Source organism: Moryella indoligenes, assembly GCF_030812885.1.
In the GTDB taxonomy this organism is placed as follows: domain Bacteria; phylum Bacillota; class Clostridia; order Lachnospirales; family Lachnospiraceae; genus Moryella; species Moryella indoligenes.
Window position 1 is genome coordinate 1 of record NZ_JAUSTO010000024.1, and the last position, 22848, is coordinate 22848.

Here is a 22848-nt window from a genome sequence, read left to right on the forward strand (position 1 = left end):
AATTCGATGGAACGCCGTGTGCGGTGAAAGCCGCACGCACGGTGTGGAGCGGGGGAAAATCCTGAGATAATTTCAAGGGATTACCTATCGCTATCGGGTGCAAAATCCCAGGGCATGAAGCAGCTCATGGCAGGAGGCGGTGTGGCGCTCATCGGCACCACCCTTGTTCCGCTCCTTGCCGGTCTTTTCGGTTGAAGATTGATGTAATGGTAACCGCCGGACCGTAATATCCGGACCCGCAGGACAGGGGAGACGAAGAAAATAGAAGGGCTGGTCCTGCAGCCCTCCGGAAAGGAGAGAACCGCTTGGATGCACTCAAGGAAAAACTATTTGCATGGCTGAAAGAAATCCTCATTTCGGGCATCATGGATAACTTTAGCAGGACATTCACCAACTTAAACAGCAAGGTTGGGGAAGTGACGAATCAGCTTGCACAGTCGCCGACCAGCTTTGAACCCGGTGTATTTTCGATGATCCGAAACATCTCCGAGAATGTCATCATGCCGATCGCTGGACTGATCCTGACGTTCATCGCCTGCTACGAGCTGATCCAGCTCATCATCGCGCACAACAATCTCGCGAACTTTGAAACCTGGATCTTTTTCAAGTGGGTGTTTAAGACATTTGTCGCGGTGACGCTGATCAGCAATACGTTCAATATCACGCTTGCCGTATTTGACGTGACAAGTTATGTGATCAGTCAGTCTGGCGGTATCATTCAAAGCGGCACGGCTGTTGATGCGTCGGCGCTTGCCTCTGTGCAGGGAACGCTGGAGGCAATGGATTGCGGTGCGCTGTTTGGGGTCTTCCTGCAAAGCTTTATCGTACAGTTTCTGTTCAATATCATTTCGGTCCTTATCTTCGTCATCGTATATGGGCGGATGATCGAGATCTATCTCATGATCAGTATGGCGCCGATCCCCTTTGCGACCTTCGGAAGCCACGAGCAGAGCATGGTCGGACAGAATTATCTACGGTCCCTGTTTGCCCTGGGATTCTAGGGATTTCTCATCATGATCTGTGTCGCAATCTACGCTGTCCTGATCCAGTCGGTTGCATTTTCCAGTGACATCATGGCGTCGCTCTGGAACGTGCTCGGATATACGATGCTGCTCTGCTTTACGCTGTTTAAGACCGGGTCGCTTGCGAGAAGCATTCTTCATGCGCATTGATAAAAAGGCATGGCCGGCAAAGCTTTGCAAAACACAGAGAGGAGGAAGAAAACGTAAGTGGCAAGTTATATTTCGGTCCCGAGGGACCTCACAAAGGTAAAGAGCAAGGTCATGTTTAACCTGACCAAGCGGCAGCTGATCTGCTTTTCCTTGGCGGCACTCATCGGAGTACCGTCTTTTTTTCTGCTAAAGCGCACCGGGAATATCAGTCTTGCGGCGCTTGGCATGATGGCGGTCATGATGCCGCTGTTCTTTTTTGCGATGTATGAGAAAAACGGGGAGCCTCTGGAGGTGATCCTGTTTCATTTCATCGAAGCGCAGTTTCTCAGGCCGAAGATCCGGGTGTACCGGACAGACAATTACTACGCCGCGCTGATGCGGCAGGCTAAGGCAGAAAAGGAGGTAGAGGAGATTGTTTCCAGGTATCAGGAACCTGTTCCGGCGAAAGGAAAGAAAAATCTATCAGGTGCCGGAAAATCTTAATTGCAGAGAACGGAGAAAGATCGCGGAGATCATCCGGAATGCGCAGCGTGATGACGGGATTCCGCGCACGACCCAGCAGAGCATCCCGTTTGACCGGATGTTTCAGGACGGCATCTGCCGCGTCGGGAAAGACTATTACACGAAGACCATCCAGTTTCAGGACATCAATTACCTGCTCGCCCAGCAGGACGATCAGAAGGAAATCTTTGAGGAGTGGTGCTCGTTTCTCAACTTTTTTGACAGCTCCGTCCATTTTGAGCTGAGTTTCATGAACATGGCGACGGACTCGGAGAAGTTTAAGGCGGGGATCGCGATCCGGCACCAGAAGGATGCCTACAACGACATGCGCGACGAATACACGGGCATGCTCATGCATCAGATGGAGGCCGGCAACAATGGTCTGACCAAGACAAAATATCTGACCTTCGGCATTCACGCGGACGGCATGAAGACAGCAAAGCCGCGGCTCATCCATATCGAGATGGATCTTCTCAATAACTTCAAGCGCCTTGGCGTTCAGGCCAAAACACTGGACGGATCGGAGCGGCTGATGCTCATGCATCAGATCTTTCACATGGGAAGCGACGAGAAGTTCTTTTTTGACTGGGGACTGCTGGCACCGTCCGGGCTTTCGGTGAAGGACTTCATTGCGCCGTCTGCGCTGAATTTCAAGACGGGAAGAGTTTTCCAGATGGGCAATCTGTACTGTGGGATGAGTTTTCTCTCCATCACAGCCTCGGACATCAGCGATCAGATGCTGGCTGACTTCTTATCCATCGAGTCGTCGGAAGTCGTGACCATGCATATGCAGTCCGTGGATCAGACCGAGGCGGTCAAGAAGGTGAAGCACACCATCACGGAGCTGGACCGGTCCAAGATCGAGGAACAGAAGAAGGCGGTCCGCTCCGGCTACGACATGGATATTATCCCGTCGGATCTCGCAACCTATGGCAATGACGCCAAGGCGCTGCTCAAGGAACTGCAGAGCCAGAACGAGCGCATGTTCCTTCTCACGTTTCTTATTCTCAGCACGGGAAAGACCGAGCAGGAACTGGAAAACAACATTTTCCAGGCAAACAGCATCGCACAGAAGCATAATTGCAACCTGGTGCGGCTTGATTTTCAGCAGGAGCAGGGACTCATGTCATCCCTGCCGCTTGCGCATAACGAGATCGAGATTCAGCGGGCAATGACGACGAGCAGTACGGCGATCTTTATTCCCTTTACCACGCAGGAACTCTTCCAGACCGGCACAGGCGCGCTGTACTACGGCCTGAATGCCCTCTCCAACAACCTCATCATGGTGGATCGGAAGAAGCTCAAAAACCCGAATGGGCTAATCCTTGGGACACCCGGATCCGGCAAATCGTTTGCTGCAAAGAGGGAGATCGCGAATGCCTTCCTCGTGACGGATGACGATATCATCATCTCTGATCCGGAGGCGGAGTATTCGGCACTGGTCCGGCGTTTCGACGGGCAGGTCATCAAGATCGCGCCGACGAGCGACCAGTACATCAATCCGATGGATATCAACATGAACTATTCGGATGACGACAACCCGATCGCCCTGAAGGCGGATTTTATTCTGTCGCTGTGCGAGCTGATCGTCGGCGGGAAGGAAGGCCTGAATCCGGTGGAGAAAACGGTCATCGACCGGTGCATTCGCCAGATCTACAACCGGTACTTTGAACATCCGGGACCGGAAAACATGCCGCTTCTCGAGGATCTCTACAATGCGCTTTTACAGCAGCCGGAGCCGGAGGCAAAGAATGTCGCGACGGCGCTGGAAATCTATGTGCGCGGTTCGCTCAATGTCTTCAACCACCGGACGAACGTTGACATCCACAACCGCCTCGTCTGCTATGACATCAAGGATCTCGGAAAACAGCTGAAAAAGATCGGGATGCTGGTCGTGCAGGATCAGGTCTGGGGGAGAGTGACGGAGAACCGAAGTGAGGGAAAATCGACGCGCTACTACATGGATGAAATGCATCTGCTTCTGCGTGAGGAACAGACGGCGGCGTACACGGTGGAAATCTGGAAGCGCTTCCGGAAATGGGGCGGCATTCCGACCGGGATCACCCAGAACGTCAAGGATCTACTGGCTTCAAAGGAAGTGGAAAACATCTTTGAGAACAGCGATTTCATCCTGATGCTGAATCAGGCAGTCGGCGACCGGGGAATCCTCGCAAAACAGCTCAACATCAGCCCGCATCAGCTTTCCTATGTCACACATTCCGGCGAGGGCGAAGGGCTTCTGTTCTATGGCAACGTCGCGATTCCATTTGTGGACCGCTTCCCGAAGAACACGGAGCTTTACAAGGCGATGACGACGAAGCTGGCCGAGATAACGCCGGAGGCAGAAGCAAAAAGTCAGCCTTCAGCAGAAGAGGAAAGCCGGGAAGGAGCTTCCCAAAACAAAGAGCTGAAAGCAGACCGCCAGACTATGGATGAGATGACAACAAACGCGGGAAAACAGGTCCGGACGCCGGACAGATGAGAGGTGAATCATGACAAGTCATGTGGACACCGTCAATCCTGACGCAGAGCACGGATTCCGGAAAGAGAAAGAAGAGGAGGGAAACAAGACGAGGGCACCGAGCCACGGACGGAAGCTGAAGAATGCATCTTCCTCAAAACGCGCTGCCGGAGCCAAGTTCCGCCAGGACAAGGCGGATCTTTCGATGAGCGCGGAAGAGAGAAAAGCGCTGGCAAAGAAGAAACGCTCCCATGAGAAGGCGGCAAGGAAGGAATTTCTTGATACAAGGGCAGCACATGATGCTGTGGACCGTGCCAATGAAGATGAAAATGCCGGGACGGAGGCGCTGAACCGGGGAACAGAAGCTGCCGAAACCGGTATGCGGGCGGCGGAAAACCATTATTATGGGAAAAAGCTGAAGTCTGCTTCAGAAAGACAGCGAAGAGCAGCAGCGGCAGAATCATCTGTGGGAAGTACAGCATCAGAAACCAACGCTATGAAATGGGCGGACTTTGGAAAATATGTAAAAAACAGCTCCAGCTATGCTGCAAGGATGGGAAAAACCGCCAGGAAAGCTTCGGAAAAAGCGGCCGCCACAGAGCTCAGCGCAGGCGCGGAAGGAAAAGCCGCGCAGCACCGGCTCATGAAGAAGGAATTCCAGAGAGCGGCGAATCAGAAGGCCTCGGCGGAAGCCGCAAATTCTGTGGGGAGTCTTGGCAGAAAGTTTACGGACAAGGCAGAGGACCTTGTGGGCAAAATCGGAGAGTGGGTTACCGAGCATTTTTCGGAATATCGCCCGGTTCTGCTTGCCGCAGCTGCTGTTTTGATCGCCGTGATGACCATCGCGGGCGGAGCCTCAAGCGGACATCTTATCTCAAGCCTTTTTGGAAGCGGGTCGGTAGCATCGTCGTATACGGCAGAGGACGCGGACATCAAGACGGTCAATCAGGATTACAAGGATCTGGAAGCGGATCTACAGAAGACGGTAGACCGCATCGAATCCGACCATCCGGGATATGATGAGTACCGCTATACTCTCTCCGAGATCGGGCATGATCCCTATGAACTTGCCGCCATGCTGACGGTTCTCTACGAGAGCTACAAGCCGGAGGAGGTCCAGGGAAAGCTAAAGGAGATCTTTGACAGGCAGTACGAGCTGGAGCTCGTGCCAGAGACGGAGATCCGCATCAGGACAGAGACCAGAACCGGACACCGCACCGTGCACAATCCCGACGGGACAACAGACCGCGAGGAATATACGTACGAGGTGGAAGTGGAGTATGAGTATCACATCCTGAATGTCACCTTGAGCAATGCTTCGATGGACAACGTTGTCACTGAAATCGGGTTTACCGAGGATCAGATGGAGAGATACCTTCTGCTTAAGGAGACCTACGGGAACAAGAAATACCTCTTCGAGGACGACATTTATGCAAATCCGGAGGCAGACGGCGGCGGATCATCCGGAGGAACATCCGGCGGTGAAAGCTACAAGCCAAGTGGAGAGGCACTCACGGATACGCAGTTTGCGGCGATGTGGCAGGAAGCATCCAAATATCTTGGCAGAGCTTATGTATGGGGAGGATCCAGCCCGTCAACGGGTTTTGACTGCAGCGGCTTTGTCTGCTGGGTCATCAATCATTCCGGTGTGGGAAATGTCGGCAGGACAACGGCAGAAGGACTCCGGCAGTGGACGGATCCCATCCCCGCGTCAGAGCGGCAGCCGGGAGACATCATCTATTTTCAGGGAACGTATGATACGCCGGGTGCAAGTCATGTCGGGATTTATATCGGCGATGGGAAAATGATTCACTGCGGCGATCCGATCAAAGTCTCTAACGTGGACAGCGGCTATTTTAAGCAGCATTTTCTGGGCTACGGGAGAATTCCGTAAGAATAGATGTTAAGCGGAGCATTGGTACGTACTATCCCAAGTCTGTGGGCAGGTCCCGGACGGATGAGAAAAGGAAATATGACACTGGTGACAGGGATTCGAGGCGGAGTGCTTTGGAGCTCTTTTTAATGGAGGAAAACGAATGTACGAAAAACTCGACAAGCTGCGCGAGGAAGTAAGGCGCGCGGAAAAAAGAAAGAAGTACGCTGATGAAAAGTTTAACACGCTGCAGGAGAAGCTCCGGGAGGCGGAGAGTATGCAGATCCTCGCGGATGTTGGTGCGATGCATCTGACACCGGAGCAGGTCGCTATCTTCCTTTCCATGGCGGCATCCGGCAAGCTTCCGAAGGTCAACCCGGATGGCAGCATAGAGCAGGAGAATGCAGACGGGTCCGGAGATGAACCACCGAAAATGTCCGGACAGGAGGAGACAATGGCGGGTGAGCCTAATCCGGAGGAGAGTTTCACAGAAGGCTTTCGGTTTACGAACGAGAAACGTACGGGAAACGGATCAGAAGAGAATACGGATTTTGATGCGGAGGACGATGACGAATATGGAAAGGAGGACGAGCTTGATGGGTAAGATCAGTTTCAGACCGCAACTTGTGGCTGCAGCGATGCTTTCTGCAGTACTTGCCGGATCATTCCCGGTGACGGCATTTGCCAATACGGGGAAGGAAGCCGATTGTATCTGTGAGACAAGGTGCGGGGAGGAAAGTGTCAACGAGGAGTGCCCGGTCTGCAGAAGCGATATCACACTCTGCCAGGGTACAGAGCCGGAGAAAGCAGAAGAAAGCACGAAAGCAGCGACGGAATCTGTGCCGGAACCGGAGGAACCGCTCACACCGGATGGCAATATGAACCTTGTGGATGATTACGGAGATCATGAAGCATCCGGAAAGCAGTTCATCACGCTGACGACAAAGAATGGCAATTACTTCTATCTGATCATTGACCGCGATGACTCCGGGAAGGAGACCGTGCACTTTCTGAATCAGGTGGATGAGTCGGATCTTCTTTCCCTTATGGATAAAGAGGAAGTGAAGGAATATACCACCCGGCAGGATGAGGAGAGCATGGAAGACAAGCTCAAGGAAGAGAAAGCTGCCAAGGAGAGCAGTTCGGCAGAACCGGCGCAGTCCGCGCAAGCACCGAAGGAGACAAAGCCCAAGGAGAAGAAGACGCCATCAGTTCCGGTTGGAACGCTGGTGCTGCTTGTTTTGACCGGCTTTGCGGCCATCGGTGCCTACGTGTATAAGAAGATCGGAAAGAAAAATAAGAAAGACGACCGGCCGGATCCGGACGCGGATTATCAGGAGGGCGAAGAGGAAGATTATCTGAAAGATATTGAGGAGGATGAAGGCAAACCGGAAGAAGCCGTTGAAAGCCAGGACAATGGTTCAGATGTCTGAGAAAGGACCTTTCCCTACCCATAGAGGATGCTGGCACAGGGAGAAGTATTCATTGTTCTCCTTGACATTTTATGCTATGTTCGATTTGTGCGCATGATTGGTTGAGGCCGCAAATTGCGACCTCAAGTTTTGAGATATTGCAAGAGCAGTGATCACGAGCGTGGTAAATGATACATAGTCAGTGTAAGTGAATGGAGAAGAAGGGGTAAATGAATATGTCGTTAAAGGAATCCTGCATAATCCCGGGCCTGGTAATGGCTGCCATTTTCTTTTTGATTGGGTTCTTGTTTTACAGATCAAACGGGAAAGCAGCGAACTTCTTAACAGGCTATAATATGAAGTCCGCTGAAGAACGCAAAAAATATGATGAGAAGAAAATGTGCAAGGACTACGGAAAACGGATGATGCTATGGCCGATTCCCTTTTTCATTGGAGCTGTTATTGACTTCATTTTTCCTATAAAGGGAATATTGATCGCGTGGGTCATATGGTCAGGCATGTTTATCCTTTTACTGATCGAAAGACATAAAAGAGAAAGATAAATCTTGCTAATGTTTGTCAAGCAGATTTTTGAAGATTTCGAGAACCTTGAGAATAAAAAAGAGAGTAACCTTAATAAGACCTGCTGTTGCAGGCCGGCAGTTAACGGCTATAATGAAAGCGGACGGATTTACTTGTACAACTCCATTGCACGAGCGTAGTAGATCCGCAGAAACTTATTGACGGCAGCCATTTTGGCTACGTTGTATGGTTTCCCTTCCTGTTCCTTTTTGAGCAGAAAAAGGTAAACAGGATCGTCCTGAGGTTTTGTCAGTTTGAGAGCCTGCATTACCTCAAAACAAGCTTTTCTGAGAGCCGGGTTGCCACGTTTGGAGATGTGACGATTCCGGCTCTCGAATTGTCCGGACTGATATGGCGGAGCATCATTGCCGGCATAAGCATTGAGTGCTTTGCCACTGTGAAAACGGCGAATGTCACCGATTTCTCCAAGAATGATCGGTCCCAGTCGGTCCCCACGCCGGCCATAGAACGAAGCACTTTGTACTCCGGCATGGTCTCTGCTATGATCCGCATTTGAAGATTGATCTCATCGGCAGCTTTCTGAGATGTGGATACGAGATCAACACATTGATCCTGAGTCATTGCGGATAAGGGATTTTCTCCACGGGTGGTAACACTGTTAAGGACCAGCTCATAGATAGCCAGTCCCTTAGAACCGGCAAAACGATCCTTGGTCTTTTTGACTAGGACTTGATAGCTGTCCAGGAAACGTGTCTTGCCCATCTTACGGATTACATCGAAAGACTTGAAACGCTTAATGAAACGCAGAAGCACACAGTTGTCGGGATCCCTGCTTTTAAGAGGAAGAATGGTCGTAATGCCGGGCATTGTTTCATCCAGAAGGCTGAGCAGCTGAACTTTGGCAACAGTTAGGGTTGATATCCTCTGACTGTATTGCCTAGACAGAAAACGGAGATCTTCATACTTCTGGTCCTGAGGAGTGTAAGGAATCAGCGAATAGGACTTCTCAAGGGCATACTGAGCGATTCGCAGAGAATCACGTTTGTCCGTTTTCGCCTTTCTGAGTTCGGTATCGCCATACTTCTTCATCTGGTATGGATTGATCAGACAGACTGGGAGTTCCGCCTCCGTGAAGGCTTTCAGGAGTGGATAGTGGTAGTGGCTGGTGGGCTCCATAAGGATGGTTGGAGGCTCTGAAGTCCTCTTGATGTAATCTACCAATGCCTGCAGCTCATCAGCGACATGGTGGACATCAAAAAGTTTGGCACGGATGCTGCCATCTCCATTGAGAATGGTAACGGTGCTCTTGGATTTTGAAACATCGATACCAACAGCAATCATAAGAAAGACGCTCCTTTCGTAAGTGATTTATGATTGGATCCAGCTCTTCAAGGTTCACTCATATTCTTTCGTTAAACGGGAGAAGCAATCTTTCCCAACTTGCTGAATCGAATGTAGAACAATGAAGGCGGGCTGACACATTTAACTTCGGGCGTGGTGTCCCAATCGGAAATTACGTCAGACCAATCACCTTCATCATAAAGAAAGAGCAGAGACTGTAAAAGCCTCTACTCATATATTAAGAATCGGAAGTTGGAGGGATAGATTTCTATGATTATCAGATATGCAGAAGAGAAAAATTTTATAGAATTGCGACATTTTTATGACGGTATGTGTAAGGTTTTGAGCGGAAAAGATTTTCTGCCGGAGGGAGATAAAGGCGGTTTTCCTCCAGATGAAATGATCAAGGATGCAATCAAAGAGAGAAATCAGTTTATCGGTATTGAAGATGGTCGAATTGTTGCGGCGTATATTATGAATCATGATCGTGATGAGGCGTATCACGCAGTTAAATGGCTTATCGATGCAAATGATAACGAGACAGTAGTTCTTCATGCCTTGCGTGTCCTTCCGGAATATGGAGGTCGTGGATACTCGAAGCAGTTAGTTCAACACGCAATAGACACAGCAAGGGAAAGAAACCTTAAATCAATTCGTCTTGATTGCATAGAGGGAAATGATATTCCACAGAAAATGTATATGTCGTTTGGATTTAAGTATGTGGATAAGGTTGAAATCACATATGTTGATATTGGAGTACCGAGGAAGTTCCTCTTATATGAGTTTGTACTCTAATCAAGACATAATAACAGTTATATCTTGAACATTGTACAAACAAATTCCAGTTTGTATGTGCCTGAATAAATGAACAGTAATTACCAGCTGGAAGCCAGTGCAAATTGTGCTTCCGGTTTTTAGTTGCCGGAATTTCCGGCAATGAACCACAACTACACATGAAGTTGGCAAGACAGATGCCGATTACTTTAGACCGATTGCTTTTCGAGAAGAAAGGCGTCGGTCATTTTTTATGCCATGAGAAGGAGGAAGGCAAATGGCAAGACGATCAAGATATCTGCATTATGACGAACAGGTGGATGCTCTGATGAAGCGCGGCAATCCCTCGCAGATTCCGGCGGACAGGAACCACACCCGCGGATCCGTGATAGAGAAACTGAAAATGCTGGGAGCAGCGGAGCCACATAAGAATGCGGGAAAAGCAGACCCAAAGGGAGGCAGCAATGGATAAGGAAGAACTTGTTTTTACGACAATTGAGGATCTGATCCGATATCTTGGCGAATGCGGAGAGGATGTACAGATCCACATGGAAATTGAGGTAGAAGGGGAAAGGAGGGCACCTGATGCCGCGGAAGAAGGAGACAGCCGGTCAGTATTCCATGGATGATTACCGACTGAAGCAGGTGGATATCCGGTTGAAACTGATGGAGGGGCCATCCTACTACAGCCAGACGCCGCTCACAAGTCCGGAAGGCGCAGCGGCAGTCATGCGGGATGTGCTGAAGGAGCTTGACCGGGAGTGGGTGTGCGTTGTCAATATGGACAATCACTTAAAGCCCGTGAACTTTAACATCGTCTCCATCGGCAGCATCAATCAGTCGTTTGCGCCGATCCAGAACATTTTGAAGAGCGGCATTCTATCGAACTGCAACAACATCATGCTGATGCACAACCATCCCTCCGGCGATAATGAACCGAGCCGGGAGGACCTGCAGCTCACAAAGCGCCTGGTCGAGGCGGCAAAACTCATGGATATGAATGTTGTCGATCATGTGGTGATCGGCGGACAGAATGGGAATGTCTACAGCATGCGTGAGCATGATCCGGACATGTTTACGAGTAAGGATATCGATCTGGATTACATTCACCGGATGATGACAAAAGAACCCAGTGGAAATTATGCGGCTGGAGAGCGCATGGAGCGGGCAGAAGAGGGAAGAGGTCAATATTCGGCAGGGCGGAACTATGATCCCAAGGCTGCCGCTGAGGCGCGCAGAAATGAGATGAAGGAGATCATCAGGAAGCTCGAGGAAGGTGTCGCCGGAATTTTCTCCAATGAGAAATATCAGAAGTTCCTCGATACGATGGCAAAGTTCCCGCAGTATTCCATCAATAACAGCCTCCTCATCCTGATGCAGAAGCCGGACGCATCGCTAGTCCAGTCCTATACCGGCTGGAAGAAGATGGGGCGGTTCGTAAAGCGTGGGGAAAAAGGAATCCGGATCCTCGCACCGACGCCATTTACGATTGACCGGGACCAGGAACGAATGGATGCGGATGGAAAGCCAGTCCTTGACCAGGATGGGGAGCCGGTGAGGGAAACGGTACAGATTCGTATGATGGCGTTCAAGCCGGTCAGCACTTTTGACATCTCGCAGACGGAAGGAGAGCCGGTTCAAAGTCTTGGCGTGGATGAGCTGAAAGGTAGCGTCGATCAGTATGCAGCGTTCTTTTCGGCGATGAAGGAAGCAAGCCCTGTTCCTGTCGGCTTTGAGAAGATCAAGGGCGGCGCAAAAGGATATTTTCACACGACAGAAAATCGGATTGCCATCAAGGAAGGCATGGACGAGATCCAGAACGTAAAAACGCTGGTACACGAGATGCGCACGCCAAGCTCCACAACATGACCGCACAGAAGAAGCGGGAGGATGGGGGACAAACCAAAAGCAGCAAGGAGGTGAAAGCGGAATCGGTCGCCTATACGGTCTGCCAGCACTACGGGATCGACACGTCCGATTACAGCTTCGGCTATATCGCGGGCTGGTCCGGCGGGAAGGGGATGCCGGAGCTCAAAGCATCCCTTGACACGATCCGGACTGCTTCATCGGAGCTGATTTCCCGCATCGATGAGAAACTGCAGGAGATCTCAAGAGAGCAGAATCGGGTTACACTTTCCGATCAGATCGACAGGCTTGCTGCAGACCTCGATCAGTACGCCCTTGACCGCGACCCGTATGGATATCAGGACGCTGTAGAAAATCGGGAGGATGGTATTGGGCAGATCCGGGAGCAGCTGGAGAAGGGAGAGCTTTCCGGAATCCGGGAGAGTATCCGGCAGGATCTTGTGGAAACGGCAGGGTCAGAAGACGCGCTTCGTGAGACTGCTGAGACGCTTCTATCCAGGCTGGATGCACTCCAGAAGGAGCTTGATGAGGGAAGAGAAAACATCGCCGATGAAAAAACAAATCTGAACCCGGAGATGTCGGAAAAGGCATCAGGAGAGGCTGCGTCTTGCAGAGAGGCACAAAAAGAAGAGGGAAAGGCAGTGCAGAAGGCTGGCAGGATGGCAGGGCAGCATGGCAAAACCTCCATCCTCCAGAAACTCTCTGAGGAGAAGGAGAGAATGGAGAAGAAGCCGGATCAGAGCAGAAGCTCCAGGGGAAAGGACCGGGGGCGCTGATCCGATACGTACGAATACAGGAAAGAAGGGGACGTCGGGATATCTGGCGTCTTTTTTATTAGGAGGGAGGAACCAATGGGACATAGACTTGTGATTGCCGAGAAACCTTCTGTGGCGCAGTCCATTGCGAAGGTGATTGGCGCTGATAAGAGACAGGACGGATATCTCGAAGGAAACGGGTATCTCGTCAGCTGGTGTGTCGGGCATCTGGTGGAGCTTTGCGAGCCACAGGATTATGACCTGAAGTATGACAAATGGAAGAAGGAAGACCTTCCGATTCTCCCGGATCCGTTCCGCTATCAGGTTTCGGCGGAGACAAAAAAGCAGTTCCAGAAGCTAAAGGAACTCATGGAAATGGATGATGTAGAGGAGCTGATTGAGGCGACAGACGCAGGACGAGAGGGAGAACTGATCTTCCGCCTGGTTTATCAGGAGGCGCATTGCAGGAAGCCATTTCAGAGACTCTGGATTTCCTCGATGGAGGACAACGCGATCCACGAGGGCTTCCGAAATCTGAAACCTTCATCGGCGTATGATGCGCTCTATGAGGCGGCACTCTGCCGGGAGCGGGCAGACTGGCTTGTCGGCATTAATGGAGCTAGCATATCAGCGGTGGGATTCCGAACCTGCTGGATGAACTGGAGGATCTGAACCTGACAGACCGGGAAGGAAATCCGCCGGATGCGGTGGACAACCCCGATGATGTGAGGAAATATTCCCTGAAGATTCGCTGGCGATCCGGGCAGGTGGATGAGCTGGACGGAACCTATGACAAGTTGAGCCTGCCTGAGGATTTCCCGGAGCTGGTAGAGAAGGTGCGGGATTTCATCAGCTTTTACGGGCTGGGTGAATTCTTCGATGAGGATGCCTATAGCCGTAAAAAGCGCCGCGAGTCGGAGCTTATTTTCTGCAAGGTGATCTTCCAAGATGCGGAGAAGGAGTACACCTACCTCGCAGATGAGGCTATCTATGAGAAGGGAGATTTTGCCTGGGCTCCGGCCGGAAAGGACAACGAGGAGAAGATCGTCCGGGTGACGGACGTGGAGTATCTGCAGCCAAAGGAGGCTTCCTTCCCGGTGGAGAAGACCAAGAAATTGATCCGAAAACTGACACCGGAGGAATATGAGAGGTATGTCGAGGAAGGGGAGGATGACTGATGAGTCGGTTATTCTCTTGCCTTTTGGATTGTTAAGACTTTAAGGAAGGTTATATGCCTGCTGATTATCAGAAGAAAATTGAGGATGCTTCTACACTGGACGAACTTTTTACTCTGTGGCGCGGGAAAGAACCGGAATCATTTGAATATACCTACGGCAAGAGAAGCATTCAGGTAAATATAGACCATGGGAAGAATGTTTTTATTGCGGATGGAATCGTGAATCCGGAGGTATGGAACAGCGGCGATAAGAAGCGGATCCTCTTTATCATGAAGGAAGCCTACGGATCAGACTGGGATAACAGGGCCCTTGCAAGTTGGCTTAGGATGTATCATCCGACGCTGCCCATGTGGAGGAGAGTTGCCCGCTGGACCTATGGAATCCAGCATACCGACGCGAACGAGATCGCAAGATATAAAGCAAACCTAACAGATGAGCAGCACGCAGAATCACTGGAGCAGATTGCTATTCTTAACTTGAAGAAGAGCAATGGTGACAGCGCCTCGGATTATGGAGAAATCGATGCATACGCCAGGGAGGACCGCCTCGAGATATTGAAGGAATTTTCTCTGATTGATCCGGACATCGTGATCTGCGGTTCGACGTTTGGGACAATGCTCACAACGGTTTTACAGAAGCCGCCGTTAAACGACAGCACTGGAAACGACAACTGGTATTACTTCATGAACGTCGCCAGGAAAGAGCGGCTTTTCATCGATTACTACCATCCGGCGAATCACTGGTCGGATCTGATGAACTATTACGGACTGATGGGCATTTACCAACAGGCCTTGAAAGAAAAGCAGCCGGTGGTTCGGAACGGCCGGCAGGCTACAGTTGGTTACCAGCCGAATGTATGGAAGAATTGGGAGTAAACGAATGGTCAGAGAAATCATGAGGGATGTCTTCTTCCTCGCACAGAAATCGGAGCCGGCGACGGAAGCTGATCTTCAGGTCGCGCGTGATCTTTTGGATACGCTGGAAGCGCATGCAAACGAGTGCGTTGGAATGGCGGCCAATATGATCGGAGTGAAGAAGCAGATTATCGCCGTCAATATGGGCCTTGTCAACGTAGCTATGCTGAATCCAGCCATTCGTAAGAAGACCAGGCCATTCGAAACGGAAGAGGGCTGCCTTTCTCTTACTGGAACCCGGAAGACAAAGCGGTTTCGTGAAATTGAACTGGAATACCAGGATCTGGACATGAAGAAGCATGTTCAGAGATTTACTGGCTGGACCGCGCAGATCATCCAGCATGAGTGCGATCATCTGGAGGGGATTATCATATGACAACAGAACGCCTCATCTTCAGAGCCTGGGAGGAAATGACGCCGCTGATCATTGGCGGAAATCTGGTTGTTGAAATTTCGCGATCATCGAAACTGGAGATCGATTTGTAAAGATTGGCTGTTCAAACTTTTTAAATGACTCGGCGATGATATGAAGGCTTATATCAATGAAATGAAAAAGAAAATTACCCCATATGTCCACAGAGCACTCCTTGGCCGAGAGTACGTCAATGAACAGGATCTCCCGGCGGTCAGAACTCTTTTGTGCTCGTTTTCCAATGTCAAAATGCGTATTGAGAAGACCAGACAGGACGACGGACATCTTGACTGTGTGATCAGCGTAGATGCTTTCCTGGGCGGCGGAACGCTCCGGTATGAGATCCGCGATAACGGGAGGAGTAAGAAATATTATGATCCGCTCGCATGGATCGATGAGATAGAGAAGTGGGACGCACTGTTCTTCTGAACGAAATTTTGCAGACATTCCTCTGCTTTTAACGATTCCCAACGATCTTCCAGAGACCTGAAATGGCTGGAGCTAAGCGCAGCAGCCAGCAGAGCGAGACAATAATCAAATGGAAGAGATTGGCGTGTCAATCCCTGATTTCCTTGCCTGTTCTTCCTGATCCTTGCGGTCGATGTGATAAATCCGGCTTCCGCGCTTAAAGAGGCTGCCGGTCTGATGGAAGTGGAATGGAACGCCATATTCAACGCACTGCATCTTGGTGATGATGATCCATCCATAGTCGCAGAGCCTCGCATCTTCCCCGGATTCACCTCCGCAGGAGACACATTCGATTTGATCGTGGTACTGTTCCAGATATTTTTCAATATGGATTTCCTGCAGCATCGGTTCGTGGATGATTTCCTTGTGCCGGATCGGAAGATTCAGGAAGACCGGAAGGCGCCGGTCTGTCTGGTACTGGTTCTCACAGGTGCAGCAGATGTGGACGTTCTCATATCCATTGCCCCAGTCCGCGGGAAGGCCTTCGTAGAACCGCTCCGGGCGCTTAGTGACAAAATAGAACTGCAGATCCGGGCGGATATTCATCATCTGCCAGGCTTCGGGCCGCCAGGCATCGGCGTCCGGATGAAAGAAGTCCGAGGTGAAGCAGGTCATGACCGTGCCGTCTTCCGGCTTCAGTTTATAGTTCCCACGCCGGTCTTTTTTGACCGGAAGGCTGAAAGAGGCGGTTTTCTTTACGATAGAGGCGTCCTTGCCGAACTCGGCATCACGCCGGTAAACATAGCAGTTTCGGCATCCGGGACTGCATTTGGTGCAGCCGTGCCATGGGTTCCAGAGCGGCATGGGCGTCTCCTTTCTCTGTTCAGATCCCGCTTCTCGGCGGAAACAATTCTTTTACGGTCCGGTGATAGTATTCGGAGAGCCGGATCGCCACATAGACATTCGGGCACTGCGTCCCGTTTTCATATCGATAGAGCGTTTTCGGATCGACTTTCAGATCCTCAGCGGCTTTGTTCCGGGAAAGCCCGGCGGACTTCCGGGCCTCCAGCAGATTGTTTGGTCTTTCTTCCAAGCTGCATCACCTCCCCTATAAGATTCTGACTGACCTATAGCGATCCCTACCGGACTGCCCTGCACACCTTCCCGAAAATGCGGAATTCATCGCGGTCAAGATGCACCGGAATCGGCGCGTATTTCTGATTCAGGGAAATGAGAAATGTCCCGTCGTTGTCATTTTTCAGCTTCTTGATATACGCGTTGTCATTTAGCGAGAAAATCCCGATTTCCCCGTCGTCCAGCGTTTCCTGTTGGTGCACATAAACCATGTCGTGATCATGAAATGCCGGTTCCATACTGTCTCCGCTTACCGTAACGGCAAAATCCGCGTCTTGTGCGTCTCTAGTGGGCACTTCGATGGTCGTGTAATAATCAGAATCGAGAAAATCTCCATGCCCGGCAGATACTCTTGCGTCGTAGAGCCGGATCCGGGTCATGGAAGGAGTCTCCGCGGGAGCTGCCAGATACGGGATCACGTTCGTCTCCTTGACGTAGCTCACTGGATGGATCAAAAGATCAATGTAGGAGAGCACTTTCTTTTTTCCCTCGTCATTCAGCATGGACAGGGGGTCCTTTGGGTTGCTTCCGAAGTATTCCTCCAGGCAGTCCGGGATCTCCAGAATCCGGCAGATATGCAGGAAAATCCGCGCGGAGACCTCATTCCTCCCGGTCTCCCAGGCGGAAACGCTCTTCTGTGAGACTTCAATTCCTTCGGCCTGCAGTCTATCCACAAGTTCGGTCTGGGATATGTGCGCCTTCTTCCGGTAAGCTGTGATGATCGCGCCGATATTTTCCATACAACACCTCTTTCTGATTTTGTTCTGCAGCGGATATCCCGCCGCCTTCAGGCCTTATCTTCTCCCCTACAGAATAGCATCCTTTACGGCAAAGTCAAGAGAAATACTATTATAGAAAGTAAAAAATGGCTAAAACGACCATTTTAAACTATTGTAAATAGCGCTATACTTGCAGTACAGAGAGAAGCCACGATGCCATGTTTCTCTTTGCAGACCCTGTGATCAGCAGGGGCAGAACAGCCGCCGGGAAGCATCCGGCGTAAGTCGAGGTTCTTATCATCGGTTCTTTTCCCTTTCCGAAATGAGACAGTGAGAATGAAAGAGAGTGTGTTAATGATGATGAAAATGAAACCAGCTATGCAGAAGGAAAGTAAAGGATACCTTGTACATTGCCCGCAGTGCGGACAGTTTCTGATGGTCCTGTCAAAAGGAGAAGCAGTGATCCACTGCCCGCAGTGCGGAACAGACAAGAAAGCAGTCATCCGGGGTGGCAGAATCACGATTTATGAACTTACCGGGAGATCAGAAGCTGTGGCTCTACAGTCTTGCGGTCATGGCAGAGTGGGGAGATGAGCCGCATGGGCGTTTACGACTATCATCATGATTCCGGGCGCTCGGACCGCCCGGAGGTGCGAAGTGACGCGCCGCTTAGTGAACACGCGCAGGAGACGCTGACGGTCAGCCCTTACAAGGCCTATGTCGAGGTGGTCGCGGATTTTTCCTCTGACGGGAGGATGAAACCGCTCCGCCTCGTCTGGGAGGACGGGCGGAAATACGATATTGACCAGATCCTCCGCGTGGACCGGTGTGCCAGCCTCAAGGCAGGAGGCGCCGGGATCCGGTATGTCTGCCGGATTCTCGGACAGAGAGTCGAACTGTTTTATGAGGAAAATGGCTTCTGGTTTGTGAACCGGAAGACGCCGCGGGCATAGGAAGACAGAGAGCTTCCCCTGACAGAACCGGCCAATCTACCGGCTGCAGGAATCAAAATCACGTGAAAACCGAATATGGATGAGATATTCCGTCGATTTGTAGCCGTATCGGTCGCGGGGCTGTCACAGTAGATGCCTACTGTCTGAAAGATGTCGGAAGAGGCAGGAATCTGCAGCTTCAACAGTCCGCCAGCGTTCAAGGAAAGACGAAGGGGTGAAACACGGGATATCAGGAGTTTGCCTATAGAGCTGAACTTATCGGCGCGCGGCCAGCCTGGAGGGACGATCCCTCATACAGGAGAAGTGGCCACGAGACAGCGCGCTTGAAAATGGATTAGAGGAGCCTGCAAAACGGAAGCTGGATCAGCAGTTTAAGACGCAAAATGTGCGTCCAACCGCTGTTATGATCACAGTCTTGTTTTGCAGGCTTCTTTTTTGCGTTCATGGTTGCATTTATGGAAAGAAATCCATTGACCTGCGAGGGAACTTCTCATTCAGAAAAACAGGCCTCATGTCTCCGGCTTCCGTCTTGTACGGTGCCGGAAAGGAAAGAGCATGGAGCAGAATGGGAGAGGAAAAGAGAGCGGGACAATCGGGAGCCGTATCAGAAACTTAAGAAACAGAGATGGGATGAGCCAGGAACAGCTTGCACTTCTTTTGCATTTTGAAAACAAGGGAACAATCTCTTCCTATGAGACGGATCGGAGAACTGTGCCGTCTGATGTGGTTATCCGCCTTGCGGAGATCTTTCAGACGACGACAGATTACATTCTCCGCGGGAGCCATCCGGAACTCGATACGCTTGATTCGGAACCGGACATACAGGAGGCGGTGGTGCTGCTGCTGTCTTTTAAAAGCAAAGCGGCAAGGAATGCTGCCCTTCAGCAGATCAGAACACTTGCCGCATTAGAAAAAGAACTACTACGCTAATCCGGACGAGGAAAGTGTGCCATGGGGATTCGGAAATGCCTAACGCAAATCGGTTCTCGGACAGAAGCTTACGACAGATTAGAGAAAAAGTTGTCGCTCTGACAACAAGGCACGCAGATGTTGTCGGTTCGGGTAACGAATAACAGAGCAGGATACTTTATCCTGAATGATGTCAGGACAAGACAAGCAGCGCTGCATAGACAAAGTACCGACAGGAGGAATCCATGGTGGATGAAGAGACAATTACAACCAGGTACCGGAATGCGTCACTCCGGGGGAAAATTGACATCATCCTGAATTACTATCCGGGATTTGAGGAAATGCTGCAGGGCCTTCGGGAGCTTTTGTGTATCAATATCGAAGCAGACAAGATGCAGCGAAGAAGGCGTGAACTGGGAGATCCCGGCGTCAGAATCCGGAAATCCGGATATGCGGATCCTACCGCAGATGCAGCAGTCGAGCGGGTCATGCTTCTTGATGCGATCGAAACCGGAAATCTTGATCAGGAGGTGAAAAACACAGAATGTCCGGAGGAATACCGGATGGAAGCTGTGACGATCGCCAGAATGAAAGAGGACTATCTCGTGGTGAAGGCATGCATGAAGATACTGCCCTGTGAGAAGGCGCATCTTTTGGAGAATTATTACGCCTGCAAGATGAATGCAGAGATGATAAAGGAACAGGATTATTTTAACCCGTCGTTTTACACGAAGATCTACAGGATCCGCAGGCAGGTCAGAGATACGGCAGAGAAAACATTACAGAGTAAATATGGGAGGCAGACATGGAAGAAAGACAGATGACAGATAGAAAGGCCAAAATCCGGGAAACCAAATCGACGGCAAAGAAAAAGTTCGTGCGGTATAAGGAAGGCGCGGAGCTCTACAGTATGGGGCTTTCCAAGTTCCAGCAGATGGCGCATGAGGCAAAGGCAACCTACAAAGTGGACAAACTGGTTCTGGTGAGCATCGAAAAATTTGAAAAGTATCTGGAGACCTTTGCGGAGGAACCGTGACACTGAACCAAACGTCTGGAATGTTCTTCATGTCAGAAATTCTGACACGAAAGTTAATCAGCAAAGCTTTGCAGTCACGTATAATCGAATCAGAACCAAAACGTCAAATAATCTAACATAGAACGTCATGCATTTCATGACCGTTTCCAGTTTGTCAGGAGGAAATTGAACATGGCAAAAGCAAGGAAAGACAACCGGGGACGGGTGCTAAAGCCCGGAGAGGTGCAGAGAAAATCTGACAACCGGTATCTGTACACCTACACCGATCCGCTTGGAAGAAGAAAATACATCTATGCTTCCGATCTCATGGAACTGCGGGAGAGGGAGAAAAAGCTGACGAGAGATCAACTGGATGGGCTGAATCTGTACGCCGCCGGAAAAGCGACGATTAACGATACCTTTGACCGGTACATCAAGATGAAGCCAAATCTCCGCGACAGCACTCGGAGCAATTATATCTACATGTATAATCGCTTCGTGCGGAATGATTTCGGAAAGAAAAAGCTCATCGATATCAAGTATTCGGATATCCTGCAGTATTACCTTCATCTCATCAATGACGAGAAGCTTGCCATCGCCACGGTGGACAACATTCACACGCTCCTGCATCCAACTTTTCAGATGGCAGTCAGGGACGACATTATCCGGAAGAATCCGACGGATGGTGTTATGACGGAAATTACGAAGAAAAGCGGAATTCACAGGGGTGTCCGGCACGCTCTGACGGCGGAACAGCAGAAAGCATTCATGGATTATATCGCCAATCACCCGGTCTATGTGCATTGGTGGCCGCTTTTTACCATTTTACTTGGAACGGGATGGCGTATCGGGGAAGGGCTTGGATTACGGTGGGAGGACATCGACTTTGAGAAAAATCTCATCAGCATCAATCACAGCCTGACCTATTACCCGACCTCCGAGGATCGGACGACGGAGTTTCATATCCACAAGCCCAAGACCGATGCCGGCATCCGCACGATTCCGCTTCTGGATTCTGTTCGGGATGCGCTGGATATCCTGCGGGAAGAGGAGGACTCGAACGGAAGTAATGAACAGGAGGTGGATGGATACTCAGGTTTCATTTTTCAGAACCGCTTCGGTACACTGCCGAATCCTGCCAGTGTCAACCGCACGATTAAGCGGATTGTGAACAGCTATAACGCCGATGAGCGTCTCAATGCTGCACGGGAAGGCCGCGAGCCATTGATGCTTCCGGAATTTTCCTGCCATCATCTCCGGCATACCTTTGCGACCCGGCTCTGTGAGGTGGAGAACAATCTCAAAGTGATCCAATCCATCATGGGACACAAGAACATCGAGACTACGATGGACGTATATGCGGAAGCGACGGATCGGAAGAAGGAAGAAACCTTTGAAAATCTTGCGGTGAAGTTGGATGAGTTGTTTTGAGATAAATATGTCGCATGAAATGAAGTAGATATTTCTGAAATTTATCTTTGACAATTGGTTTACCATCGAATAAATTGTAACCACGTCGAAAAAACAGCAGTGCTTTTGTAAGGGCTCTATCGAAAGATCGGGTCCTATTTTTCTGCGGTAATATCGTGTACGCCGCTATACCGTAGTATCTCAGGAATTTCCTTTATCAGCATGTCCGCAATTTTTCTTTCCATTCAAGAAAGTTTACGCTATCAATCATAAGCATTGCGTAATTAGACAGGTACAATTAGAGATTTTCTGCGAAGATCACTTATACTGCGGGTATAATGACAATGCCATGATCTGAATTTAAAATAATAAGGGATTTTTCTGCGCGAAGATCCGAAAGGAACGTGATAAATATGGTTTATTTTACGGCAGATATGCACTTTGGCCACAGAGCCATTATAAATATGCAGGGCCGCCCATTTGAATCTGTAGAAGAGATGAACCGGGTTTTGCTATAGAATTTCAATTCCGTAGTTCATAAAGATGATACGGTTTATATCCTTGGAGATATCTGTCATCATATGAAGATTGAGGATGCGGATGAACTTATCAGAAAGATGAATGGAAAGAAGTATCTGATAATTGGCAACCATGATAAGAAATATGATCCAAGGTTGTTCGAAGACATTAGGGATTTTATGAAGGTTTCCGTAGACGGACGCAATTTTGCACTAATGCATTATCCTATGTTGTCCTGGCCCAAGAAAAGTAGTGGGGGATATCAGCTGCATGGTCACATACATGCCCGAATGGAATACAACGAAGCGAATCGTGCAGAGGGTATCAGGCGATATGATGTAGGTGTCGATGCCAATAATTTTTTCCCGGTGTCAGTAAAACAGATAAAAGATTTCTTTGGGGCGCAGATGAGTGTAGATGATAACAACTTTATATGAGCCGTTCGGGTATTGGGAAGACGAAGAAAGCAGTTTCGTGTTGTCTGATCCCTCACTTGTAAAACGAGATGCAACCCCTCTCACCCTGACCTGAGTCCATAGTTGCTTATAAATGAATACCCTCCGGGAGGTTGCATTCCGG

23 protein-coding genes and 6 pseudogenes are annotated in these 22848 nt (G+C 50.1%); 25 read left to right on the plus strand and 4 right to left on the minus strand.

Going from position 1 to position 22848, the window contains the following annotated elements; translation table 11 throughout:
* Positions 1-96 precede the first annotated feature (96 nt).
* The 8 genes and pseudogenes from J2S20_RS11350 to J2S20_RS11385 form a co-directional block, all read left to right on the plus strand.
* Positions 97-195, plus strand: a pseudogene (locus J2S20_RS11350) (Maff2 family mobile element protein); the annotation flags it as partial.
* Between the two features lie 110 nt (positions 196-305).
* Positions 306-1172: pseudogene (locus J2S20_RS11355) on the plus strand (VirB6/TrbL-like conjugal transfer protein, CD1112 family).
* A gap of 57 nt (positions 1173-1229) precedes the next feature.
* Positions 1230-1655 carry a PrgI family protein gene (locus J2S20_RS11360; protein ID WP_106612477.1) on the plus strand — a complete coding sequence of 142 codons (426 nt, stop codon included), beginning with the start codon at positions 1230-1232 and terminating at the stop codon, positions 1653-1655.
* Positions 1639-4008: pseudogene (locus J2S20_RS11365) on the plus strand (VirB4-like conjugal transfer ATPase, CD1110 family); the annotation flags it as partial. The gene J2S20_RS11360 and the pseudogene J2S20_RS11365, both read left to right, overlap by 17 nt.
* A 157-nt stretch (positions 4009-4165) precedes the next feature.
* The gene (locus J2S20_RS11370) at positions 4166-6028 is read left to right on the plus strand and encodes a C40 family peptidase (protein ID WP_307255462.1); all 1863 of its coding nucleotides are present in this window, start codon (positions 4166-4168) and stop codon (positions 6026-6028) included.
* A 142-nt stretch (positions 6029-6170) separates the two neighbouring features.
* Positions 6171-6611: a DUF4315 family protein gene (locus tag J2S20_RS11375; protein ID WP_106612474.1), complete on the plus strand. Its 441-nt coding sequence runs from the start codon at positions 6171-6173 to the stop codon at positions 6609-6611.
* Complete coding sequence (locus J2S20_RS11380; RefSeq protein WP_170065400.1) at positions 6604-7440, plus strand: DUF4366 domain-containing protein; 837 nt, start codon at positions 6604-6606, stop codon at positions 7438-7440. The genes J2S20_RS11375 and J2S20_RS11380 overlap by 8 nt, the downstream gene beginning before the upstream one ends.
* 209 nt (positions 7441-7649) lie before the next feature.
* Positions 7650-7982, plus strand: a complete 333-nt coding sequence (locus tag J2S20_RS11385; protein WP_330692828.1) for a DUF3784 domain-containing protein — start codon at positions 7650-7652, stop codon at positions 7980-7982.
* Between the two features lie 128 nt (positions 7983-8110).
* Here the strand turns inward: J2S20_RS11385 and J2S20_RS12395 are convergent.
* Positions 8111-9303, minus strand: a pseudogene (locus J2S20_RS12395) (IS110 family RNA-guided transposase).
* Between the two features lie 270 nt (positions 9304-9573).
* Between J2S20_RS12395 and J2S20_RS11400 the strand changes: the two are divergent.
* From J2S20_RS11400 to J2S20_RS11445, 10 genes and pseudogenes are all read left to right on the plus strand, one after another.
* Positions 9574-10098, plus strand: coding sequence for a GNAT family N-acetyltransferase (locus J2S20_RS11400; RefSeq protein WP_106612472.1), 525 nt, complete (start codon positions 9574-9576; stop codon positions 10096-10098).
* 256 nt (positions 10099-10354) lie between these two features.
* The gene (locus tag J2S20_RS11405; protein WP_106612471.1) at positions 10355-10549 is read left to right on the plus strand and encodes a hypothetical protein; all 195 of its coding nucleotides are present in this window, start codon (positions 10355-10357) and stop codon (positions 10547-10549) included.
* Positions 10542-10706 carry a hypothetical protein gene (locus J2S20_RS11410; RefSeq protein WP_170065399.1) on the plus strand — a complete coding sequence of 55 codons (165 nt, stop codon included), beginning with the start codon at positions 10542-10544 and terminating at the stop codon, positions 10704-10706. Before J2S20_RS11405 ends, J2S20_RS11410 begins: the two co-directional genes overlap by 8 nt.
* Positions 10663-11946: a JAB domain-containing protein gene (locus J2S20_RS11415; protein ID WP_307255463.1), complete on the plus strand. Its 1284-nt coding sequence runs from the start codon at positions 10663-10665 to the stop codon at positions 11944-11946. The genes J2S20_RS11410 and J2S20_RS11415 overlap by 44 nt, the downstream gene beginning before the upstream one ends.
* Positions 11943-12719, plus strand: coding sequence for a hypothetical protein (locus J2S20_RS11420; RefSeq protein WP_307255464.1), 777 nt, complete (start codon positions 11943-11945; stop codon positions 12717-12719). The genes J2S20_RS11415 and J2S20_RS11420 overlap by 4 nt, the downstream gene beginning before the upstream one ends.
* Positions 12720-12794: 75 nt before the next feature.
* Positions 12795-13325 (plus strand): annotated as a pseudogene (locus J2S20_RS11425) (toprim domain-containing protein); the annotation flags it as partial.
* A 98-nt stretch (positions 13326-13423) separates the two neighbouring features.
* Positions 13424-13876: a hypothetical protein gene (locus tag J2S20_RS11430; RefSeq protein WP_146137169.1), complete on the plus strand. Its 453-nt coding sequence runs from the start codon at positions 13424-13426 to the stop codon at positions 13874-13876.
* 53 nt (positions 13877-13929) lie between these two features.
* Positions 13930-14751, plus strand: coding sequence for a hypothetical protein (locus J2S20_RS11435; RefSeq protein ID WP_211292321.1), 822 nt, complete (start codon positions 13930-13932; stop codon positions 14749-14751).
* A gap of 4 nt (positions 14752-14755) precedes the next feature.
* The gene (locus J2S20_RS11440; RefSeq protein ID WP_106613184.1) at positions 14756-15166 is read left to right on the plus strand and encodes a peptide deformylase; all 411 of its coding nucleotides are present in this window, start codon (positions 14756-14758) and stop codon (positions 15164-15166) included.
* A 171-nt stretch (positions 15167-15337) separates the two neighbouring features.
* A complete protein-coding gene (locus J2S20_RS11445; protein ID WP_307255465.1) occupies positions 15338-15631 on the plus strand; it encodes a hypothetical protein in 294 nt (97 codons plus the stop codon).
* A 105-nt stretch (positions 15632-15736) separates the two neighbouring features.
* Here J2S20_RS11445 and J2S20_RS11450 read toward each other — a convergent pair whose 3' ends face one another.
* From J2S20_RS11450 to J2S20_RS11460, 3 genes are read right to left on the minus strand one after another with little or no spacing between them, the layout of a single operon-like run.
* Positions 15737-16474, minus strand: a complete 738-nt coding sequence (locus J2S20_RS11450; RefSeq protein ID WP_106613186.1) for a DUF5131 family protein — start codon at positions 16472-16474, stop codon at positions 15737-15739.
* Between the two features lie 19 nt (positions 16475-16493).
* The gene (locus J2S20_RS11455; RefSeq protein WP_106613187.1) at positions 16494-16703 is read right to left on the minus strand and encodes a helix-turn-helix transcriptional regulator; all 210 of its coding nucleotides are present in this window, start codon (positions 16701-16703) and stop codon (positions 16494-16496) included.
* Between the two features lie 46 nt (positions 16704-16749).
* A complete protein-coding gene (locus J2S20_RS11460) occupies positions 16750-17484 on the minus strand; it encodes a S24 family peptidase (RefSeq protein ID WP_106613188.1) in 735 nt (244 codons plus the stop codon).
* 315 nt (positions 17485-17799) lie between these two features.
* On the opposite strand from J2S20_RS11460, the gene J2S20_RS11465 reads away from it, so the two are divergent.
* From J2S20_RS11465 to J2S20_RS11495, 7 genes and pseudogenes are all read left to right on the plus strand, one after another.
* Complete coding sequence (locus tag J2S20_RS11465) at positions 17800-18057, plus strand: hypothetical protein (RefSeq protein ID WP_106613189.1); 258 nt, start codon at positions 17800-17802, stop codon at positions 18055-18057.
* A gap of 5 nt (positions 18058-18062) precedes the next feature.
* A complete protein-coding gene (locus J2S20_RS11470; RefSeq protein WP_211292322.1) occupies positions 18063-18416 on the plus strand; it encodes a hypothetical protein in 354 nt (117 codons plus the stop codon).
* Between the two features lie 555 nt (positions 18417-18971).
* Positions 18972-19346, plus strand: coding sequence for a helix-turn-helix domain-containing protein (locus J2S20_RS11475; protein ID WP_106613190.1), 375 nt, complete (start codon positions 18972-18974; stop codon positions 19344-19346).
* 224 nt (positions 19347-19570) lie between these two features.
* Entirely contained in the window at positions 19571-20149 is a 579-nt protein-coding gene (locus J2S20_RS11480; RefSeq protein WP_106613191.1) for a hypothetical protein, read from the plus strand.
* Positions 20146-20361 (plus strand): DUF6462 family protein, encoded by a 216-nt coding sequence (locus tag J2S20_RS11485; protein ID WP_106613194.1) that lies wholly within the window; start codon positions 20146-20148, stop codon positions 20359-20361. Before J2S20_RS11480 ends, J2S20_RS11485 begins: the two co-directional genes overlap by 4 nt.
* A gap of 171 nt (positions 20362-20532) precedes the next feature.
* The gene (locus J2S20_RS11490) at positions 20533-21771 is read left to right on the plus strand and encodes a site-specific integrase (protein ID WP_106613192.1); all 1239 of its coding nucleotides are present in this window, start codon (positions 20533-20535) and stop codon (positions 21769-21771) included.
* A gap of 530 nt (positions 21772-22301) precedes the next feature.
* A pseudogene (locus tag J2S20_RS11495) lies at positions 22302-22706 on the plus strand (metallophosphoesterase); the annotation flags it as partial.
* Between the last annotated feature and the right edge of the window lie 142 nt (positions 22707-22848).

What these genes read in the sequence shown, in the direction of transcription:
- J2S20_RS11370 (WP_307255462.1), top strand. Translation starts at nt 4,166, where the DNA reads ATGACAAGTCATGTGGACACCGTCAATCCTGACGCAGAGCACGGATTC.
- J2S20_RS11375 (WP_106612474.1), top strand. Translation starts at nt 6,171, where the DNA reads ATGTACGAAAAACTCGACAAGCTGCGCGAGGAAGTAAGGCGCGCGGAA.
- J2S20_RS11380 (WP_170065400.1), top strand. Translation starts at nt 6,604, where the DNA reads ATGGGTAAGATCAGTTTCAGACCGCAACTTGTGGCTGCAGCGATGCTT.
- J2S20_RS11385 (WP_330692828.1), top strand. Translation starts at nt 7,650, where the DNA reads ATGAATATGTCGTTAAAGGAATCCTGCATAATCCCGGGCCTGGTAATG.
- J2S20_RS11400 (WP_106612472.1), top strand. Translation starts at nt 9,574, where the DNA reads ATGATTATCAGATATGCAGAAGAGAAAAATTTTATAGAATTGCGACAT.
- J2S20_RS11405 (WP_106612471.1), top strand. Translation starts at nt 10,355, where the DNA reads ATGGCAAGACGATCAAGATATCTGCATTATGACGAACAGGTGGATGCT.
- J2S20_RS11410 (WP_170065399.1), top strand. Translation starts at nt 10,542, where the DNA reads ATGGATAAGGAAGAACTTGTTTTTACGACAATTGAGGATCTGATCCGA.
- J2S20_RS11415 (WP_307255463.1), top strand. Translation starts at nt 10,663, where the DNA reads ATGCCGCGGAAGAAGGAGACAGCCGGTCAGTATTCCATGGATGATTAC.
- J2S20_RS11420 (WP_307255464.1), top strand. Translation starts at nt 11,943, where the DNA reads ATGACCGCACAGAAGAAGCGGGAGGATGGGGGACAAACCAAAAGCAGC.
- J2S20_RS11435 (WP_211292321.1), top strand. Translation starts at nt 13,930, where the DNA reads ATGCCTGCTGATTATCAGAAGAAAATTGAGGATGCTTCTACACTGGAC.
- J2S20_RS11440 (WP_106613184.1), top strand. Translation starts at nt 14,756, where the DNA reads ATGGTCAGAGAAATCATGAGGGATGTCTTCTTCCTCGCACAGAAATCG.
- J2S20_RS11445 (WP_307255465.1), top strand. Translation starts at nt 15,338, where the DNA reads ATGAAAAAGAAAATTACCCCATATGTCCACAGAGCACTCCTTGGCCGA.
- J2S20_RS11450 (WP_106613186.1), bottom strand. Translation starts at nt 16,474, where the DNA reads ATGCCGCTCTGGAACCCATGGCACGGCTGCACCAAATGCAGTCCCGGA.
- J2S20_RS11460 (WP_106613188.1), bottom strand. Translation starts at nt 17,484, where the DNA reads ATGGAAAATATCGGCGCGATCATCACAGCTTACCGGAAGAAGGCGCAC.
- J2S20_RS11465 (WP_106613189.1), top strand. Translation starts at nt 17,800, where the DNA reads ATGAAAGAGAGTGTGTTAATGATGATGAAAATGAAACCAGCTATGCAG.
- J2S20_RS11470 (WP_211292322.1), top strand. Translation starts at nt 18,063, where the DNA reads ATGGGCGTTTACGACTATCATCATGATTCCGGGCGCTCGGACCGCCCG.
- J2S20_RS11475 (WP_106613190.1), top strand. Translation starts at nt 18,972, where the DNA reads ATGGAGCAGAATGGGAGAGGAAAAGAGAGCGGGACAATCGGGAGCCGT.
- J2S20_RS11480 (WP_106613191.1), top strand. Translation starts at nt 19,571, where the DNA reads ATGGTGGATGAAGAGACAATTACAACCAGGTACCGGAATGCGTCACTC.
- J2S20_RS11485 (WP_106613194.1), top strand. Translation starts at nt 20,146, where the DNA reads ATGACAGATAGAAAGGCCAAAATCCGGGAAACCAAATCGACGGCAAAG.
- J2S20_RS11490 (WP_106613192.1), top strand. Translation starts at nt 20,533, where the DNA reads ATGGCAAAAGCAAGGAAAGACAACCGGGGACGGGTGCTAAAGCCCGGA.